Genomic DNA, 18,819 nt, shown 5'->3' with positions numbered 1-18,819 from the left:
GATGCAGGTGCAATAGGGTTCAAGAAAGCATTGTTTTACCGATGACGCAAAATATCTATGACGATCCGGCCTTCTTTGAAGGCTATAGCCGGCTCGGACGTTCAGTGCAGGGCTTGGCAGGCGCGCCGGAGTGGCCGGCGCTGCAAGCCATGCTGCGCGGGCGAGCAGGGCGCTGCGCGGGTTGTCGGTCTCGACGTTTCTGAAAAAATGCTGGAGCGGGCGGTGGCAACCACCTCGGACGCCGCGGTCAGCTACGTTCGCGCCGACCTGGAGCGGCTGGAGTTGGCGGAAGAGCGCGACCGCCCGATGATGTTGCTGGTGGCGGCGCAGCGCTGAATCCACGCCCTTTCTTGAGGTCTGCACTCCGTATCCCGCTAAGTGGGGTCAGAGTGAAGTTTCTGCAAAAGACGCGCAGAAAGTTCACTCCGACCCCAGTTAGCTACGTATATGAAGCGCGACGAAAACCGGATTACGGCTGTGTCGCGTTTTATGAAATTCTCAATAACGCTTAGTGAAAGTGCGCCGACCCGCTTGGCGTATCTTCCGGCGTTTCCGGATGCACCAGCTCGCCTTCGCGGTCCGGATAGAACGGCGTGCCGCAGTCGTCGCAGAATTCCATCGCGAACAGGTCGGTGTGGCGCTGGATATCGTCGATGCCGCATTCGCGCAGCAGGCTCAGGATCTGTTCCAGCGGGGTTTCCGGTTCGGCCGCGGCGGCATCGCTGTCGCTGGAGCGGGTGATGATTTCTTCGTTGGCTTCTTCCGGACCGTACAGCGGCCACACCACGCCGTAGATGATTTCGTTGGTCTGGCCCAGCGAGAAGCCGATGCGGTATTCATCCACGCGGCCGCTTTCCGGCTGCTCGCTGAAGCGGCCGATGCTGGCGTGCAGATCCTTGGAGGCGATGTCCAGCGTGTGCGACAGGTAGTAGCTGGCGGCGCGCAGCGAGGCAGGGCGGATTTGCAGGTCGGCTTCGCGGCAGGCAGCGTAGTAGGCTTCCGGCAGCAACAGCTGGACGCCGCAGCCTGGCAGCAAGCGCGTCACATTGGGCGTTACCTGCTTGCGCCATTGTTCCAGCGCCAGTTCCTTGTCGGTGGCGATGTGGCCGGCTTGCCCGCGCGTCATCTGCCAGCGGAACAGCGGCATGCCGCTTGGCACCACCAGGGCGGCCAGCAGGTAGCGGGTATCGGCCAGGTAGGGCGCTGTCTGCGGCGGATTGGCCGGGCTGCGCACCGGTGCGGCGCTGAGCGCTGCGTGCGACAGCTGCTGCAGCAGGGCGAAGGTGTCGGCATGGCTGCGCGGCAGCTGGTCGATGGCGTACAGTGAGGGCACGATGCCGGTCAGTACCTCGGGCGCCAGGATGTGGGCGTGCAGGTGGGCGCTGATGGCTGTCATGGTGTCGGCCGCAACCGGTCCCGAGCCGATCGAAAAGCGGGTCCATGCCAGCAGCGGAATGCCAATCAGCAGGCAGTCGTACGGCTTGCCCTGGTAGTCGATGCTGCAGGATTCGCTGCAGGCCTCGACCACGTCCATCAGGGCGTCGTAAGCGTCGGGCTGGGCCGGGAACAGCTGCTCCAGGGCGCTGTCGATGGGTTCCTGGTGCTGGGCCTTGAAATGCTTGTTGAGCAACACTTCAATCTCGCGCTCCCATGCGCGCTCCTCAAGGCGGCTGGAGGCTTGAATCAATGCTTGCGCCAGTTCGGCCAGGCGATGGCTGTCGGCGGAAAATTTACGGGAAGGTTTTTTTGACGGGCGGCGCATAGTGAATATAAGGGCTGACAACATGGTCAATGTCTTACTGCGCGACCGTAGCGGATGCTTGCATCCAAAGTTCGGCAACCGAGATGCTCACATATTCTTTACGAACATGCTCCGCTGTTCTGCGCTGCCTTCTGGCCTACGACCGTTTGCTGTGAGTTTTTCTGGGACTCAGAGGCAGGAAGACTGCTAGATCCTATTGTAGTGGATTTAACGGTGTATGGAATAAAACTGTTTCAAGACAATCAAGCCGATGAGATGGGTTGTAGAAACGACAAACGCCGGCATTGCCGGCGTTTGTCGTTCAGGCAAACTGCTGCCTGCTATTGTTTCTTGCTACCTGCTGTTGCTTATGCTGCCAGCAACTGACGCAGCACGAATGGCAGGATGCCGCCGTGCTTGTAGTAGTCGACTTCGATAGGCGTATCGATGCGCAGCAGAACCTTGACTTCCTTGGTTTCGCCGTTTGCGCGGTGGATCACCAGGGTAGCGTCTTGCTGTGGCTTGATTTCGCCCTCGATGCCCTTCAGGTCGAAAGTCTCGTGGCCGGTGATGCCCAGGGTTTGCACGCTGTCGGTGCCGATGAATTGCAAAGGCAAGACACCCATGCCTACCAGGTTGGAGCGGTGGATACGCTCGAACGAACGCGCAAACACGGCCTTCACGCCCAGCAACTGGGTACCCTTGGCTGCCCAGTCGCGCGACGAGCCGGTACCGTACTCTTCGCCGGCAAACACCATGGTTGGCACGCCGTCTTTGACGTACTGCATCGCTGCGTCATAGATCGAGGTTTCTTCGCCAGTAGGCTGGAACAAGGTGATGCCGCCCTCAACCCGTGAACCGTCCGGTGTAGCAGGAATCATCAGATTCTTGATACGAACGTTGGCGAATGTGCCGCGCATCATGATTTCGTGATTGCCGCGACGCGAACCGTAGGAGTTGAAGTCAGCCTTCAACACGCCGTTGGCGATCAGCCATTTACCGGCCGGGCTGGATTCCTTGATGGAACCGGCTGGCGAGATGTGGTCGGTGGTGATCGAATCGCCGAACACGCCCAGTGCACGCGCGCCGGTGATGCCGGTCGCTGCTGCCTTCGGCACCATGGTGAAGTCCTGGAAGAACGGTGGCTCAGCGATGTAGGTCGATTTCGGCCAGTTGTAGACCTCGCCGCCGGCGACGCCCTTGATGGCTTCCCACAGCTTGCCTGGTGCGCCCTTGACGTCAGCGTAGTTGGCTTTGAAGGTCTTGGCGTTCATCGCGAACTTCATCAGCTTGGCGACTTCTTGCGAAGTTGGCCAGATGTCGCCCAGATAAATGTCCTTGCCACCCTTGCCCTTGCCGACAGGCTCGGTCATCAGGTCGCGCGTCATGTTGCCGGCGATCGCGTAAGCGACGACTAGCGGCGGCGAAGCCAGGAAGTTGGAGCGAATGTTCGGATGGATACGCGCTTCGAAGTTACGGTTGCCGGACAGCACGGCCGATGCCACCACGTCGTTCTTGACGATGGCTTCGTTCATGGCTGGCGTCAGGTCGCCGGCGTTGCCGATACAGGTGGTGCAACCGTAGGCAGTGACGCCGAAACCGAGTTTTTCCAGGTACGGCAGCAGGCCAGCCGCTTCCAGGTATTCGGTAACGACGCGCGAGCCAGGAGCCAGCGAAGTCTTGATATGCGCAGGAACCTTGAGGCCGGCTTCGACTGCTTTCTTGGCCAGCAAGCCAGCCGCCAGCATGACGCTAGGGTTGGAAGTGTTGGTGCAAGAAGTGATGGCAGCAATCAGGACGTCGCCGTTCTGCAGCTTGACGCCGTCGGCATTGGTGTAAGTCGCATCCAGGTCTTCGATCTTCTTGTTGAAGCCGTTTTCTGCGATTGGCTTGCTGAACAATTCTGCGAAGTTGGCTTTGACATTGCCGATTTCGATACGGTCTTGCGGACGCTTTGGACCAGCCAGCGACGGTGCGACGGCAGCCAGGTCCAGTTCGACCACAGTGGTGTAGTCGATGTCGCCAGCCTTTGGAATGCCGTACAGGTTCTGCGCCTTGAAGTAGCCGGCGAAAGCGTCGATTTCAGCTTTGCTGCGGCCGGTGCCCTGGAAGTATTCGATAGTCGCATCGTCGACCGGGAAGAAGCCCATGGTGGCGCCGTATTCCGGCGCCATGTTGGCGATGGTGGCGCGGTCGGTCAAGCTCAGCGAGGCGGTGCCTTCACCGAAGAATTCGACAAACTTGCCGACCACTTTGGCTTTGCGCAGCAGTTCGGTGATGGTCAGCACCAGGTCGGTGGCAGTGACGCCTTCACGCAACTGGCCGGTCAGGTTGACGCCGACCACGTCAGGTGTCAGGAAGTAGACTGGCTGGCCCAGCATGCCGGCTTCCGCCTCGATGCCGCCCACGCCCCAGCCGACTACGCCGATGCCGTTGATCATGGTGGTGTGCGAGTCGGTGCCGACCAGGGTGTCCGGATAGTAGACCGAATCCTTCTTGTGGACGCCGCGCGCCAGGTATTCCAGGTTGACCTGGTGGACGATGCCGAAGCCTGGTGGCACAACGCCGAAAGTGTCGAATGCCTGCATGCCCCATTTCATGAACTGGTAGCGCTCGTTGTTGCGCTGGAATTCCAGTTTCATGTTGAGGTCGAGCGCTTTCTTTTCACGGAAATGGTCGATCTGCACCGAGTGGTCGACCACCAGGTCGACCGGCACCAGCGGCTCGATGTTCTTGGCGTTCTTGCCCAGGCTGGCGGCGACGTTGCGCATCGCGGCCAGGTCGGCCAGCAGCGGCACGCCGGTAAAGTCTTGCAGCACTACGCGGGCCACCACGAACGGGATTTCGTCGGTGCGGGCCGCGGTTGCGCCCCAGTTCGCGAGCTGCTTGACGTGCTCTTCAGTGACCTTCTTGCCGTCGCAGTTGCGCAGTACGGACTCCAGCACAATACGAATGGAAATCGGTAGGCGCGAGATGTTGACGCCGAGTTTTTTCTCCAGGGCAGGCAAGGAGTAAAACTTGCCTTTCTTGGAATCGGAAATCTTGAATTCCTTGAGTGTGTTCAATGTGTTACGGGACATGATATCTCCTGAGATTTCAACTAGGTTAATTTGTTGGGTACAGAGTAATTCGCCGCGCTACGGCGGCTCTTAAACTCTGTCCCGCAATTTTATAAACTATGTGCCGGGTCAACTGGCGCCGGCGCCGGCATTTCTTCCTGCGCTGCCGATTTGCATTCGTTCGCCAGCTGGTGTCCGGTTTTTGAATCCAGCAAAATGCCCTTGGCCGGGATGCCGATCCAGAGCAGGCCGTACTTGCGGTTTTCAAAACGGTTGGCGCCGGTAGTGGTCGGCACACGGGTCAGGCGGCGCAGGGTCTTGCCCCAGCGCAGTGCGATGTGCTTGTCGTCTTCTGCGTTGGTGAAAAGCGTCAGGCTGTTGCCCAGCTCGCATTTGTAATCGACAGTAACCGAAGCCTTGACATCCGGCGTGCCTTCGTCTTCACCGTCGTCCACTTCGGCCGGAGCAGCTTTTGCTGCCGGTTTCTTGGCGGCCTTCTTGGTGGTTTTCTTGGTAGTGGTCTGTGCTTGCGCCTGCGGTGCTGTAACCGCCAGGCTGGCGCACAGCAAGACCAAGGTTGACAAGCTCGTGGACAGAATCTTTCTCATTTCTATTGCTCCGTAGTGCGTCCCGCTACTGTTCTTGAGTAAGCGGCAGGGCGCGGTTATAACAAGGTACTGGTGGTTTCAGGTAATGCGGCGCCGCTATTTTTTGCCCGCTGCAAAACGCTCCAGTAATAACGGTAACTGGCGCGGTCATGCAGCGTGCCCTCGTGTTGTATCGGTCCCCAATCCGCCTGCTGGGCTGCAAGCAGAATCTGTGCCGCAGTCGCTATCTCGGACTGCGGCGGGGTAAATGCGTTCAGGATCGGCTTGATCTGCTGCGGATGGATGCTCCACATCCGGGTATAGCCGAATTCCGCCCTGGCGCGGCCGGCATCGGCAGCGACGCTGGCGCTGTCCTTGATGTCGGTGGTGACGTTATGCGACGGCACCTTGCCGTGCGCATGGCAGGCGGCGGCGATTTCCAGCTTGGCGCGGGCCACCAGCGGATGGCTGAACTGGCCCGGCGAGTGCATCGCTGCGCTGGGAATCGCACCAAAATGGGCGGATACGAAATCCATGATGCCGAACGACAGCGACTGCACCTGTGGCAGCGCGGCGATGGCGAAGACGTCGGCCAGGGCGCCATGGGTTTCTATCAGCACGTGCACCGGCAAGTCTGCGCGGCCAGCATGCTTGCTGTGGTGTTCGATCAGGGCTATGGCGGCGCGCACTTCGGCCAGGCTTTCGGCCTTGGGCAGCATCAGGTAGGCCAGCCGGCTGACAGCGCTGCCGTTGCCGCAGATGAGTTTGATGTCTTGTTCGAAAAAGTTACTGCCGCTGTCGTGTACGCGAGCGCCGATGCGCTCAAAGCGGTTGTCGTCGCCGGCGACGATGCTGGCAACCAGTTTTGCATGTGCTGCTTCATTACCGGCGCTGGCGCCGTCTTCGCAGTCCAGGGTGATGTCGAAGACCGGCCCCAGTTCCTGCTGCAGGGCGATCGACTTGCGCATGAGCTTTTCAGCGCCGGCGTAATGATCGCAGACCGGTAGCGAGACCGGTTGTTGCTTGCCTAGGAATAAGACCTGGGTAGGGTGCATTGCGAAGTTTTTTAAAGATTACGGGGTAGGGTGGGCACAAGCTGCCCACGCGTGAACGCGATAACCGGAGTACATGCCTTCATGGCACAAAAATAAGTAGGGTGGGCACTCTGTGCCCACGCGTGAACGGGATAACCGGAGTACATACGGTGCCCACCCTACATTGTTGCTTAGCCGACCAGGTGTTTCACGCCATCACGCTCTTCTTGCAGTTCTTTCAGCGTGAGGTTGATGCGCTCTTGCGAGAAGGCGTCGATTTCCAGACCTTGAACGATTTTGTATTCGCCGTTTTCGGTAGTGACAGGGAAGCCGAACATGGTGCCTTCAGGGATGCCGTAGGAGCCGTCCGATGGCACGCCCATGGTGGTCCACTTGCCGTTGGTGCCCAATACCCAGTCGCGCACGTGGTCGATGGCTGCGTTGGCTGCCGATGCTGCCGACGACAGGCCGCGTGCTTCGATGATGGCGGCGCCGCGCTTGCCGACTGTCGGCAGGAACACGTCCTTGTTCCAGGCCTGGTCGTTGATCAGGTCCTTGACCGATGCGCCGTCGGCTGTCGCGTAGCGATAGTCGGCGTACATGGTTGGCGAGTGGTTGCCCCATACGCACAGCTTTTCGATAGCGGAAACCGGCTTGCCGATCTTGGCCGCGACTTGCGACAGGGCGCGGTTGTGGTCCAGGCGCAGCATGGCGGTGAAGTTCTTGGCTGGCAGGCTAGGCGCCGATTTCATGGCGATGTAAGCGTTGGTGTTGGCTGGATTGCCGACCACCAGTACTTTGACATTGCGCGAAGCGACGGCGTCCAGCGCCTTGCCTTGCACCGTGAAGATCTGGGCATTGGCTTCCAGCAGGTCCTTGCGCTCCATGCCTGGGCCGCGTGGGCGGGCGCCGACCAGCAGGGCGATGTCGGCATCCTTGAATGCAGTCATCGGATCGCTGTGGGCAGTGATGCCGGCCAGCAGCGGGAAGGCGCAATCGTCGACTTCCATGATCACGCCTTTCAGCGCTTTTTGTGCTTTTTCGTCAGGGATTTCCAGCAATTGCAGAATGACCGGTTGGTCTTTGCCGAGCAGGTCGCCGTTGGCGATACGGAACAGCAGTGAATAACCGATTTGACCAGCGGCGCCGGTAACGGCAACACGCAGAGGGGACTTAGCCATGTTGAATCTCCAGAGAGGTGATAAAAATATTTGCGGAACAGCGTCGCGCGGATACGTTCAAGGGCCTGCAGAGCATGGCGGATTACGCTTCCGTGTGGTCTTGTCCCTAGCCGTCTGATCTAAATAAAAACAAGACGGTTAAATTACAAAAGTCCCAGCCAGATAAAAAGCGGCGACTCTATATGCAACCTCTAATGATACCGGCGAAAAGCGCAACCGTCAGTTTGTTTCGCGTTGATCCGGCGGCTTGAAATTGTCGCCAGGATTGCAGTATGCAACTTCAGGGGCTTCAGCTGGTTCAGCCGGGAAAACCGGTTGGCGCGCGGCGCAGGCCATCAAATAGTCCTAATGCCCGCGAGTTTAGGCTTGGCAACATGGTATGTCAATCAATATCTTATGTCTTATATAAGACATATCATTGCGCAATTTTTGCTGGACGACAATGGGGGTTTTATGGTGAAATCCAAGGTTATGAGCTCCATCCCGTCCAATCCGAGTAGTGACCCTGCCAGCCCGAGCGCTGCAGCCCCGGGAGCGTCGCCGACTGCTTCCGCGGCAAGTTCCCCGACATTCAGTCCGCTCTATCAGCAAATCAAGGCGCTGATCATGCAGCGCCTGCAGTCCGGCGAGTGGAAGTCCGGTGAATTGATCCCCAGCGAAGTCGAACTTGGCAACCGTTTCAAGGTGAGCCAGGGCACCGTGCGCAAGGCGATTGACGAACTGGCGGCGGAGAATCTGCTGGTGCGGCGCCAGGGCAAAGGCACCTTTGTCGCCACCCATCACGAAGCCCGTTCGCAATTCCGCTTCCTGCGCCTGATGCCGGACAGCGACCAGCCTCAGGTTACCGATAAAAGAGTGATAGAGCTGAAGCGTTTGCGCGCACCGGCGGATATCGCGCGCCAGCTCGGCATGAAGTCGGGCGACTCGGTGGTGTATGTCAAGCGCGTGCTGGCGTTCGACGGCGTGCCGACTATACTCGAAGAGCTCTGGTTGCCGGGTGCTTTGTTCAAGGCTTTGACGCTGGAGCGCCTGGCTGAGTACAAAGGGCCGATGTACGGCCTGTTTGAAACCGAATTCGGCACGCGCATGATACGTGCGACCGAGCAGATCCGCGCCGCCAGCGCCGATGCAGATGCTGCTGAATTGCTGGCCGTGGAAAAATCATCGCCTTTATTGTGTGTCGAGCGCGTGTCTTTCACTTACGGCGACAAGCCGGTGGAAGTGCGGCGCGGTTTGTATGTCACCAACCGCCATCACTATCAGAACGAACTGAGCTGAGGGCGTGGGTGGAAATGGCGATCGCGTGTGAGCGCGACCGAGTGGTGGCAAAATGGCAAAGTTCGAGAGGCGCCGGCGATTATTCGCAATAACGAATAATAACTATTGGTGTGCTGCACAAAAATCGGCGAAAATTGCGGGATTGCGCTTGCAGTAAATTTTTAAACTGAGGAGAACCCTGTTATGTCTGAAGCCGCGAAGCCCAATCGGCCACAGTTTCGTAATATTCACATTACCGAACTAAGCAGCTATCGTTTGCCATTGGCTGGTCTAGTTTCTTTCTTGCATCGTGTTAGTGGCTTGCTGATGTTTTTGCTCTTGCCTTTCATCTTGTTCATGCTGGATAAAAGCCTGGTATCTGAAAGCTCTTTCGAATATTTCAAAGGCTTTACGTCGGGCTGGTTCGTCAAGCTTGTCATACTGGCCCTGTCCTGGGCTTACCTGCATCATTTCTGCGCCGGCATCCGCCACCTCGTCATGGACAATCATATCGGCCTGAGCAAGGAAAGCGCGCGCAAGTCGGCTGCAAGCGTCCTGATCATCAGCGTGCCGCTGGCGCTGGTCGTTGCATTGAAACTGTTCGGAGCATTCTAATGGCTGATAACAACAATATCGGCGGTAAGCGCCTGGTAGTGGGAGCGCATTACGGTTTGCGCGACTGGCTGGCGCAGCGCGTTACAGCCGTGGTCATGGCGCTCTATACCGTCATTCTTCTGATTTCTTTCCTGACTGCCAGCAACTTCACCTATGAAGGCTGGGCAGGTCTGTTTTCTCACCAGTGGTTCAAGCTGGCTACTTTTGTAGCGCTGATGGCGCTGTTTTTTCATGCATGGATAGGCGTGCGTGATATCTGGATGGATTACGTCAAGCCGGTCGCTCTGCGTCTGGTCTTGCAAGTTGCCACAATCCTGTGGTTGGTCGGTTGTGCCGGATGGGCGGCGCAGATTTTGTGGAGAGTGTAATCGTGTCAGCAATCAAATCCACAATTCCTACACGCCGCTTTGATGCGGTTATCGTTGGCGCCGGCGGATCCGGCATGCGTGCTTCGCTGCAGTTGGCGGAAGCTGGCTTGAACGTTGCAGTACTGTCGAAGGTATTTCCTACCCGTTCGCACACAGTGGCAGCGCAGGGCGGTATCGGCGCTTCCCTCGGCAACATGTCCGAGGACAGCTGGTACTGGCACATGTTCGACACCGTCAAGGGCTCGGATTACCTGGGCGACCAGGACGCGATCGAATTCATGTGTCGCGAAGCGCCTAAGGCTGTGTACGAGTTGGAACACTTCGGCATGCCGTTCGACCGCAACGCCGACGGCACCATTTACCAGCGTCCGTTCGGCGGCCACTCGGCCAATTTCGGCGAAAAGCCGGTAGCGCGCGCCTGCGCCGCTGCCGACCGTACCGGTCACGCACTGCTGCACACGCTGTACCAGCGCAATGTGCGCGCCAAGACCCACTTCTTCGTTGAGTGGATGGCGATCGATCTGGTGCGCGATGCCGAAGGCGATGTCATCGGCGTGGTTGCGCTGGAAATGGAAACCGGCGATGTCATGATCCTGGAAGCCAAGACCACGGTTATGGCGACCGGCGGTGCAGGGCGCATCTGGGCGGCTTCCACCAATGCCTTCATCAATACCGGCGACGGCATGGGTATGGCGGCGCGTGCCGGCCTGCCGTTGGAAGACATGGAATTCTGGCAGTTCCACCCGACCGGCGTGGCCGGCGCGGGTGTGCTGATCACTGAAGGCGTGCGCGGCGAAGGCGGGATCCTGATCAACGCCAACGGCGAACGTTTCATGGAGCGCTATGCGCCAACCCTGAAAGACCTGGCGCCGCGCGACTTCGTGTCGCGTTCGATGGACCAGGAAATCAAGGAAGGCCGCGGCTGCGGTCCGAACAAGGACCACGTGATGCTGGACCTGCGCCACATCGGCGCCGAAACCATCATGAAGCGCCTGCCGTCGATCCTGGAAATCGGCCACAAGTTTGCTAACGTCGATGCCCTGAAAGAACCGATCCCGGTCGTGCCTACCATCCACTATCAAATGGGCGGTATCCCAACCAATGTGTATGGTCAGGTGGTGGTGCCGAAAAACGGTATCCCTAACGCGGTGGTCAACGGTCTGTACGCTATCGGCGAATGCGCCTGCGTTTCGGTGCACGGCGCCAACCGCCTCGGCACCAACTCGCTGCTGGACCTGGTGGTGTTCGGCCGCGCGGCCGGCAATCACATTGTCGACAGCAAGCTCAAGGAGCGCAGCAACAAGCCGTTGCCGGCGGATGCAGCCGACGTCGCCCTGGCGCGTCTGGCCAAGCTGGAAACCAGCACCGGTTCCGAGCGCGTGCAAGACGTGGCCGGCGATATCCGCAAGACCATGCAGCACTACTGCGGTGTGTTCCGTACCGACGAGCTGCTGCAGCAAGGCTACAAGGAAATCATGGTGCTGGACGAGCGGCGCAAGCATGTTTCGTTCAAGGACAAGTCCAAGGTCTTCAACACCGCACGTGTCGAAGCGCTGGAACTGGACAATCTGATCGAAACCGCCAAGGCCACCATCACTTCGGCCGCAGCCCGTAAGGAATCGCGCGGCGCCCACGCGCATCGCGATTATGAAAAGCGTGATGACGAAAACTGGATGAAGCACACCTTGTGGTACTCCGAAGGTAATCGTCTCGACTACAAGCCAGTGATTACCAAACCGCTGACAGTTGATACGTTCAAGCCAAAGCCACGCACGTTCTAACTGGTTGCGGGACAGAGTTTAAGAGGCGCCGCCGTGCGCCGAATTACTCTGTCCTCAACTGACTAGATAAAAACGCCAAAACAAGAGGTATAGCCATGTCATCACGTACTTTGAAATTCAAAATCTACCGCTACGATCCCGATAAGGATGCCAAGCCTTACATGCAGGACCTGACGGTGGAACTGCTGCCAACCGACAAGATGCTGCTGGATGCGCTGCAACGCATCAAGGCCGACGTCGACGATTCGCTGGCCCTGCGCCGCTCGTGCCGTGAAGGCGTGTGCGGTTCCGACGCCATGAACATCAACGGCAAGAACGGTCTGGCTTGCACCACCAACCTGAACGAGCTGAGCGAGCCGATCATCTTGAAGCCGCTGCCAGGCTTGCCGGTGATCCGCGACCTGATCGTCGACATGACGCAGTTCTTCAAGCAGTACGAGTCGATCAAGCCGTTCCTGATCAACGACAACATCCCGCCGGAAAAAGAGCGTCTGCAATCGCCTGAACAGCGTGAAGAACTGGATGGCCTGTACGAGTGCATCCTGTGCGCATGCTGCTCGACTTCCTGCCCGTCGTTCTGGTGGAATCCGGACAAGTTCGTCGGTCCGGCCGGCCTGCTGCAAGCCTACCGTTTCATCGCCGACAGCCGCGACGAAGCCACCGGCGCGCGCCTGGACAACCTGGAAGATCCGTATCGTTTGTTCCGTTGCCGTTCGATCATGAACTGCGTCGATGTCTGTCCTAAGGGTCTGAACCCGAATGCAGCAATCGGCAAGATCAAAGAACTGATGGTGCGTCGCGCGGTATAAGCGAGCAGGGTGGCGAGACTGTGGCGCACCGTTGCAATCTCCCGCCCTGGTTTTAGAACTGTTCGTCGACTGCGGCGAACAGCGATTTCAAATAGAATAAGTGCTTGCCATGACTATCACCCATCAAGCCGATCCCGCCAACCGAGCCCGACTGCGCTGGCGCGCAAGACGCGGTCTGCTTGAAAACGATTTGATACTGACCCGTTACCTGGATGCAAATGAAGCCAGCATGACGGATGATGACGTCGACGCTTTTTCGCGTTTGATGGAATTGTCAGACAATGAACTAATGGATTTGCTACTGGTCCGTAAAGAACCGGACGGCTTGCTTGATTTGCCGCAAGTGCATGCCCTGTTAGCCAGAATACGCACTGCTTAAGCTTGTGTCTTCACAGGCGGCGACAGCCGCTGAAGACGTAGCACAGCTTGCAAACACGTCTTTTGTTTTTTTGATTTAGAGTCACCTTTTGATTGAGGGAAGAGCCATGACCACCGCTGATACAAAAGCCACGCTATCGTTTTCCGATGGCAGCCCATCCGTAGAATTTCCTATTTACAAGGGCACCGTCGGCCCCGAAGTCATCGATATCCGCAAGCTGTACGGCGCTACCGGCAAATTCACTTACGACCCGGGTTTCATGTCGACGGCGGCATGTAATTCGTCGATCACCTACATCGATGGCGACAAGGGTGAGCTGCAATACCGCGGTTACCCGATCGAGCAGCTGGCGGTCAATTGCGACTTCCTGGAAACCTGCTACCTGCTGCTGAACGGCGAACTGCCGACCGCGGCCGAAAAGACAAAGTTCGACGCTACCGTGACCCAGCACACCATGGTGCACGAGCAGATGCAATTCTTCTTCCGCGGTTTCCGTCGCGACGCCCATCCGATGGCTGTGCTGGTCGGCACCGTCGGCGCCTTGTCGTCGTTCTACCATGATTCGCTGGACATCACCGATCCGCGCCACCGCGAAGTGTCGGCCATCCGCCTGATCGCCAAGCTGCCGACCCTGGTCGCCATGGCTTACAAGTACAACGTTGGCCAGCCTTTCGTCTATCCGCGCAACGAACTGTCGTACAGCGCGAACTTCATGCACATGATGTTCTCGACGCCATGCGAAGAGTACAAGGTCAACGACGTGCTGGTGCGCGCGCTCGACCGTATCCTGACTCTGCATGCCGACCACGAGCAGAATGCTTCGACTTCGACTGTGCGCCTGGCTGGTTCCAGCGGCGCCAATCCGTTCGCCTGTATCGCTGCCGGTATCGCCTGCCTGTGGGGTCCTGCCCACGGCGGCGCCAACGAAGCGGCGCTCAACATGCTGAAGGAAATCGGCACGGTCGACAATATCCCTGCATTTATCGCCCAGGTGAAGGACAAGAACTCCGGCGTCAAGCTGATGGGCTTCGGTCACCGCGTCTACAAGAACTTCGATCCGCGCGCCAAGCTGATGCGTGAAACCTGCTACGAAGTGCTGAACGAACTGGGCCTGCATGACGACCCATTGTTCAAACTGGCGATGGCGCTGGAAAAAGTGGCGCTGGAAGACGAATACTTCGTTTCCCGCAAGCTCTATCCGAACGTCGATTTCTACTCCGGCATCGTGCAATCGGCGCTGGGCATCCCGACCTCGCTGTTCACCGGCATCTTCGCCATGGCCCGTACTGTCGGCTGGATCGCGCAATGGAACGAGATGATTTCCGATCCCGAGCAAAAAATCGGCCGTCCACGCCAGTTGTTCGTCGGTTCGCCGACCCGCGATGTGCCTGCAATGGACAAACGCGGCTGATCCTGCGTCAGTAGGCGGGGTTCATTAACATCCTGATACAACACAAAAACAGCGAATCCACGGATTCGCTGTTTGCATTTCTGCAGGTTATGCTATGCTCTTATTCTGTGCCGATTTATAAGGCTGCAGCGTAGTAAGAACATGTGGTGAGCGTGTTTTGAAGGGCAGGAATAAGAAATACCCGAATTTTTAAGTAGCAGTAAAAGAACACAGCAATAGAGCCCTTCCCCACAACTTGATGTGCAATCCGCTAACCGGTCAGGCCGTGTCGCGGAAGGTTATGTTAACCCGCTAATCTCGCGAAACGCGAAGAAAGGTGAGCAAGATGATGCAACAATACCGCTCTAATTCTTATCTCTTCGGAGGTAATGCACCGTACATTGAAGAGCTGTACGAGTCATACCTCGACAATCCCGGTTCAGTTGCCGACAACTGGCGTGCTTATTTCGACGCCATGCAGCACGTGCCTGCCGTCGACGGTTCCGACAAGCCTGACGTAGGTCACGCATCCGTCATCGCCTCGTTCGCCGAGCGCGCCAAGCAAGGTCCTATCCGTACCATCTCCGCTTCAGCCGATGCTGAAATGGGCTTCAAGCGCGTTGCTGCAACGCAACTGATCGCTGCCTACCGCTACCTGGGTTCGCGCTGGGCCAACCTGGACCCGCTGCAACGCCAGGAACGTTCCGCGCTGCCGGAACTGGAGCCGAGCTTCTACGGTTTCACCGATGCCGACATGGACATCGTGTTCAACATCAGCAATACCTATTTCGGTCCCGAAACGGCAACCCTGCGCGATCTGCTGAATGCGCTGCGCGAGACCTATTGCCGTTCGATCGGTACCGAGTACATGTACATCAGCGATCCGACTGAAAAGCGCTGGATGCAAGAGCGCCTGGAGTCGACCCGCTCGGCGCCGGTATTCACCGCGGAAAAGAAAAAACACATCCTCGACCGCCTGACCGCGGCTGAAGGCCTGGAGCGCTACCTGCATACACGCTATGTCGGCCAGAAGCGCTTCTCGCTGGAAGGCGGCGAAAGCTTCATCGTCTCCCTGGATGAAACCATCCAGCGCGCCGGTGAAAAGGGCGTCCAGGAAATCGTTATCGGCATGGCCCACCGCGGCCGCCTGAACGTGCTGGTCAACACCCTGGGCAAGATGCCGCAGGAATTGTTCGCGGAATTCGAAGGCAAGCATGCCGACGACCTGCCGGCCGGCGACGTCAAGTATCACCAAGGTTTCTCGTCCGACATCACCAGCCCTGGCGGCCCGGTGCATCTGTCGCTGGCGTTCAACCCGTCGCACCTGGAAATCGTCAACCCTGTGGTTGAAGGTTCGGTCAAGGCCCGTATGGAACGCCGCGGCGATACCGACGGTTCGCAAGTGCTGCCGATCCTGGTGCACGGCGATGCCGCATTCGCCGGCCAGGGCGTGGTCATGGAAACCCTGAACCTGGCGCAGACGCGCGGTTACGGCACAGGCGGTACAGTGCATATCGTGATCAACAACCAGATCGGTTTCACCACTTCCGATCCGCGCGATTCCCGTTCGACCCTGTATTGCTCGGACGTGGTCAAGATGATTGAAGCGCCGGTGCTGCACGTCAACGGCGACGATCCTGAAGCCGTGGTGTACGCCACCCAGATCGCGCTCGACTACCGCATGGAATTCAAGAAGGATATCGTGGTCGATATCATCTGCTTCCGCAAACTCGGTCACAACGAACAAGATACGCCGGCGCTGACACAGCCGCTGATGTACAAGAAGATCGGCCAGCATCCGGGCACCCGCAAGCTGTACGCGGACAAACTGGCTGCCCAGGGTACGATCGCAGCCGATGATGGCGACGCCATGGTCAAGGCTTTCCGCGATGCGATGGATGCCGGCAGGCACACGGTCGATCCGGTCATCTCCAACTTCAAGAGCAAGTATGCAGTCGACTGGCTGCCGTTCCTGAACCGCAAGTGGACTGACGCTGCCGACACTTCGGTGCCGGTGACTGAGCTGAAGCGCCTGGCCGGCCGTATCACTACCGTGCCGGAAAACTTCAAGGTCCACGCGCTGGTCGAGAAAGTACTGAACGACCGCGCCGCCATGGGCCGCGGCGAACTCAACCTCGACTGGGGCATGGGCGAGCATCTGGCATACGCATCGCTGGTATCGTCGGGCTACGCCATCCGCCTGACAGGCCAAGATGCCGGCCGCGGTACTTTCGTCCATCGCCACGCGGTGCTGCACGATCAAAACCGTGAGCGTTGGGATGCCGGCAGCTACATTCCGCTGCAAAACATCTCGGAACAGCAAGCGCCGTTCAAGGTGATCGACTCGGTGCTGTCGGAAGAAGCCGTGCTCGGTTTCGAATACGGTTACTCCACCGCGGAGCCAAACACGCTGACCATCTGGGAAGCCCAGTTCGGCGATTTCGCCAACGGCGCGCAAGTCGTGATCGACCAGTTCATCAGCTCCGGCGAAGTGAAGTGGGGCCGCGCTTCCGGCCTGGTCATGATGCTGCCGCACGGTTACGAAGGCCAGGGTCCGGAACACTCGTCGGCACGCCTGGAACGTTATCTGCAGCTGTGCGCGGACAACAACATGCAAGTGGTGCAGCCGACTACCGCAGCGCAGATCTTCCATCTGCTGCGCCGCCAGATGATCCGCCTGTTCCGCAAGCCGCTGGTGATCATGACGCCGAAGTCGCTGTTGCGTAACAAGGACGCGGGTTCGCCATTGTCCGACTTCAGCAAGGGCAGCTTCCAGACCGTCATCGGCGAAGTCGATGACAAGATCGATCCCAAGAAGGTCAAGCGCATCGTCGCTTGCTCCGGCAAGGTTTACTACGATCTAGTCAATGCCCGTAAAGAGCGTGGTCAGACCGATGTCGCGATTATCCGTGTGGAACAGCTGTATCCATTCCCGCACAAGGCGTTCGCTGCCGAACTGAAGCAGTTCCCGAACTTTAATGAGCTGGTGTGGACGCAGGACGAGCCGCAGAACCAGGGCGCCTGGCTGCAGATCCAGCACAATATTTTTGAAAATCTGGAAGATGGTCAAAAGCTTGCGTATGCAGGCCGTCCAGCCAGCGCATCGCCTGCTGTCGGTTACTACGACAAGCACTATGCGCAGCAAAAAGCATTGCTGGACACTGCATTTTCCAAGCTCAAAGGCTTTGTTCTTACCAAATAATTGACGATAGGGCGGGTCTGGATGATCCGCCCGCCGCCGCACCATCTTACGGAGAATTAAATGGCACTTCTTGAAGTAAAAGTTCCGCAATTGTCGGAATCCGTCGCCGAAGCGACTTTGTTGACATGGCATAAGAAAATCGGCGACGCAGTCAAGCGCGACGAGAACCTGATCGATATCGAAACAGATAAAGTGGTACTGGAACTGCCGGCCCCGGCCGACGGCGTGATCGTCCAGCTGATCAAGGGCGACGGCAGCACCGTGGTGGCAGATGAAATCATCGCCGTGATCGACACCGACGCTTCGGCCAAGGTCAGCCCGATGGAAGTCGCAGCCGTGCCAGTACCGCAAGCCGGCCACGCGCCGACACCGGTGGCAGCGCCTGAGTTGCAATCGAAATCGGCCGCAGGCATCGCCATGCCGGCCGCAGCAAAAATGCTGGCGGAAAACAATATGTCGGCAACTCAGGTTGCAGGCAGCGGCAAAGACGGCCGCGTGACCAAGGGCGACGTTATCGGAGCGGTAGCCAACAAGGCAGCAACACCTGCGCCGGCGCCGCTGGCGGCAGCGCCAGCCAAAGCGCTGTTGCAGCAAGTTGCAGTGCCGACCAAAGCCAACCTGGACGACCGTCCGCAAGAGCGCGTGCCGATGAGCCGCCTGCGTGCACGTATCGCCGAGCGCCTGGTGCAATCGCAATCGACCAACGCCATCCTGACGACATTCAATGAAGTCAACATGCAGCCGGTCATGGATCTGCGCACCAAGTACAAAGACAAGTTCGAAAAAGAACACGGCGTCAAGCTCGGCTTCATGTCGTTCTTCGTTAAGGCTGCGGTTGCCGCACTGAAAAAATACCCGATCGTCAACGCTTCGGTAGACGGCAACGACATCGTCTACCACGGCTATTTCGATATCGGTATCGCGGTCGGTTCGCCACGCGGCCTGGTGGTGCCTGTATTGCGCGATGCGGATCAAATGTCGATCGCTGACATCGAGAAGAAAATCGGCGAATTCGGCGCCAAGGCCAAGGACGGCAAGCTGACCCTGGACGATCTGACCGGCGGTACATTCTCGATCTCCAACGGTGGCACTTTCGGTTCGATGCTGTCGACGCCGATCATCAACCCGCCACAATCGGCGATCCTGGGCGTGCATGCGACCAAGGACCGTGCAGTTGTCGAAAACGGCCAGATCGTGGTGCGTCCGATGAACTACCTGGCCATGTCTTACGATCACCGCATCATCGACGGTCGTGAAGCAGTGCTGGCGCTGGTGGCGATGAAAGAAGCGCTGGAAGATCCAGCCCGTCTGTTGCTGGACCTGTAAGCTTCAAATCCGCCAAGGCTAGGCAGGCGCGCCCTGATTCTGTTTTTTGCCCTTTAAACGGTGCAGAAAACAGAGCAGGGCGCGTCGCTT

At 58.3% G+C, this 18,819-nt stretch carries 14 protein-coding genes and 1 pseudogene; 10 read left to right on the top strand and 5 right to left on the bottom strand.

Annotation, left to right across the window (positions count from 1 at the left end):
* Nucleotides 1-41 precede the first annotated feature (41 nt).
* Nucleotides 42-285 (top strand): annotated as a pseudogene (locus tag BCF11_RS26210) (class I SAM-dependent methyltransferase); the annotation flags it as partial.
* Nucleotides 286-508: 223 nt separating this feature from the next.
* On the opposite strand, the gene BCF11_RS26205 reads toward BCF11_RS26210, so the two are convergent.
* The 5 genes from BCF11_RS26205 to BCF11_RS26185 form a co-directional block, all read right to left on the bottom strand.
* A complete protein-coding gene (locus tag BCF11_RS26205; protein WP_233212721.1) occupies nucleotides 509-1,786 on the bottom strand; it encodes a DUF2863 family protein in 1,278 nt (425 codons plus the stop codon).
* Nucleotides 1,787-2,109: 323 nt separating this feature from the next.
* On the bottom strand, nucleotides 2,110-4,821 hold the full coding sequence (acnA, locus tag BCF11_RS26200) for an aconitate hydratase AcnA (protein WP_098497797.1): 2,712 nt from the start codon (nucleotides 4,819-4,821) through the stop codon (nucleotides 2,110-2,112).
* 89 nt (nucleotides 4,822-4,910) lie between these two features.
* Nucleotides 4,911-5,408, bottom strand: a complete 498-nt coding sequence (locus BCF11_RS26195; RefSeq protein WP_098497796.1) for a hypothetical protein — start codon at nucleotides 5,406-5,408, stop codon at nucleotides 4,911-4,913.
* Nucleotides 5,409-5,464: 56 nt separating this feature from the next.
* Nucleotides 5,465-6,442: a CoA ester lyase gene (locus BCF11_RS26190; RefSeq protein WP_098497795.1), complete on the bottom strand. Its 978-nt coding sequence runs from the start codon at nucleotides 6,440-6,442 to the stop codon at nucleotides 5,465-5,467.
* A 170-nt stretch (nucleotides 6,443-6,612) separates the two neighbouring features.
* Nucleotides 6,613-7,602 (bottom strand): malate dehydrogenase, encoded by a 990-nt coding sequence (locus tag BCF11_RS26185; RefSeq protein ID WP_098497794.1) that lies wholly within the window; start codon nucleotides 7,600-7,602, stop codon nucleotides 6,613-6,615.
* Nucleotides 7,603-8,073: 471 nt separating this feature from the next.
* Here BCF11_RS26185 and BCF11_RS26180 point away from each other — a divergent pair, with 471 nt between their 5' ends.
* From BCF11_RS26180 to odhB, 9 genes are all read left to right on the top strand, one after another.
* Entirely contained in the window at nucleotides 8,074-8,880 is an 807-nt protein-coding gene (locus BCF11_RS26180; protein ID WP_098497993.1) for a GntR family transcriptional regulator, read from the top strand.
* Between the two features lie 183 nt (nucleotides 8,881-9,063).
* Entirely contained in the window at nucleotides 9,064-9,474 is a 411-nt protein-coding gene (gene sdhC, locus BCF11_RS26175) for a succinate dehydrogenase, cytochrome b556 subunit (RefSeq protein ID WP_098497793.1), read from the top strand.
* Nucleotides 9,474-9,842, top strand: a complete 369-nt coding sequence (sdhD, locus tag BCF11_RS26170; protein WP_098497792.1) for a succinate dehydrogenase, hydrophobic membrane anchor protein — start codon at nucleotides 9,474-9,476, stop codon at nucleotides 9,840-9,842. The genes sdhC and sdhD overlap by 1 nt, the downstream gene beginning before the upstream one ends.
* 2 nt (nucleotides 9,843-9,844) lie before the next feature.
* On the top strand, nucleotides 9,845-11,623 hold the full coding sequence (sdhA, locus tag BCF11_RS26165; RefSeq protein WP_098497791.1) for a succinate dehydrogenase flavoprotein subunit: 1,779 nt from the start codon (nucleotides 9,845-9,847) through the stop codon (nucleotides 11,621-11,623).
* A gap of 95 nt (nucleotides 11,624-11,718) precedes the next feature.
* Complete coding sequence (locus BCF11_RS26160) at nucleotides 11,719-12,432, top strand: succinate dehydrogenase iron-sulfur subunit (RefSeq protein ID WP_038489897.1); 714 nt, start codon at nucleotides 11,719-11,721, stop codon at nucleotides 12,430-12,432.
* Between the two features lie 109 nt (nucleotides 12,433-12,541).
* A complete protein-coding gene (locus BCF11_RS26155) occupies nucleotides 12,542-12,811 on the top strand; it encodes a succinate dehydrogenase assembly factor 2 (RefSeq protein ID WP_098497790.1) in 270 nt (89 codons plus the stop codon).
* Nucleotides 12,812-12,917: 106 nt separating this feature from the next.
* The gene (gltA, locus tag BCF11_RS26150) at nucleotides 12,918-14,222 is read left to right on the top strand and encodes a citrate synthase (protein WP_098497789.1); all 1,305 of its coding nucleotides are present in this window, start codon (nucleotides 12,918-12,920) and stop codon (nucleotides 14,220-14,222) included.
* A 325-nt stretch (nucleotides 14,223-14,547) separates the two neighbouring features.
* Entirely contained in the window at nucleotides 14,548-17,403 is a 2,856-nt protein-coding gene (locus BCF11_RS26145) for a 2-oxoglutarate dehydrogenase E1 component (RefSeq protein ID WP_098497788.1), read from the top strand.
* Nucleotides 17,404-17,463: 60 nt separating this feature from the next.
* Nucleotides 17,464-18,729, top strand: a complete 1,266-nt coding sequence (gene odhB, locus BCF11_RS26140; RefSeq protein WP_098497787.1) for a 2-oxoglutarate dehydrogenase complex dihydrolipoyllysine-residue succinyltransferase — start codon at nucleotides 17,464-17,466, stop codon at nucleotides 18,727-18,729.
* The last annotated feature ends 90 nt before the right edge of the window (nucleotides 18,730-18,819 follow it).

The sequence above is a fragment of the Collimonas sp. PA-H2 genome (genome assembly GCF_002564105.1).
In the GTDB taxonomy this organism is placed as follows: Bacteria; Pseudomonadota; Gammaproteobacteria; order Burkholderiales; family Burkholderiaceae_D; genus Collimonas.
The sequence above is the reverse complement of the archived record's forward strand: the minus strand, read 5'-3'. Positions and strand labels throughout refer to the sequence as shown.

What these genes read in the sequence shown, in the direction of transcription:
- BCF11_RS26205 (WP_233212721.1), bottom strand. Translation starts at nt 1,786, where the DNA reads ATGTTGTCAGCCCTTATATTCACTATGCGCCGCCCGTCAAAAAAACCT.
- acnA (WP_098497797.1), bottom strand. Translation starts at nt 4,821, where the DNA reads ATGTCCCGTAACACATTGAACACACTCAAGGAATTCAAGATTTCCGAT.
- BCF11_RS26195 (WP_098497796.1), bottom strand. Translation starts at nt 5,408, where the DNA reads ATGAGAAAGATTCTGTCCACGAGCTTGTCAACCTTGGTCTTGCTGTGC.
- BCF11_RS26190 (WP_098497795.1), bottom strand. Translation starts at nt 6,442, where the DNA reads ATGCACCCTACCCAGGTCTTATTCCTAGGCAAGCAACAACCGGTCTCG.
- BCF11_RS26185 (WP_098497794.1), bottom strand. Translation starts at nt 7,602, where the DNA reads ATGGCTAAGTCCCCTCTGCGTGTTGCCGTTACCGGCGCCGCTGGTCAA.
- BCF11_RS26180 (WP_098497993.1), top strand. Translation starts at nt 8,074, where the DNA reads ATGAGCTCCATCCCGTCCAATCCGAGTAGTGACCCTGCCAGCCCGAGC.
- sdhC (WP_098497793.1), top strand. Translation starts at nt 9,064, where the DNA reads ATGTCTGAAGCCGCGAAGCCCAATCGGCCACAGTTTCGTAATATTCAC.
- sdhD (WP_098497792.1), top strand. Translation starts at nt 9,474, where the DNA reads ATGGCTGATAACAACAATATCGGCGGTAAGCGCCTGGTAGTGGGAGCG.
- BCF11_RS26160 (WP_038489897.1), top strand. Translation starts at nt 11,719, where the DNA reads ATGTCATCACGTACTTTGAAATTCAAAATCTACCGCTACGATCCCGAT.
- BCF11_RS26155 (WP_098497790.1), top strand. Translation starts at nt 12,542, where the DNA reads ATGACTATCACCCATCAAGCCGATCCCGCCAACCGAGCCCGACTGCGC.
- gltA (WP_098497789.1), top strand. Translation starts at nt 12,918, where the DNA reads ATGACCACCGCTGATACAAAAGCCACGCTATCGTTTTCCGATGGCAGC.
- BCF11_RS26145 (WP_098497788.1), top strand. Translation starts at nt 14,548, where the DNA reads ATGATGCAACAATACCGCTCTAATTCTTATCTCTTCGGAGGTAATGCA.
- odhB (WP_098497787.1), top strand. Translation starts at nt 17,464, where the DNA reads ATGGCACTTCTTGAAGTAAAAGTTCCGCAATTGTCGGAATCCGTCGCC.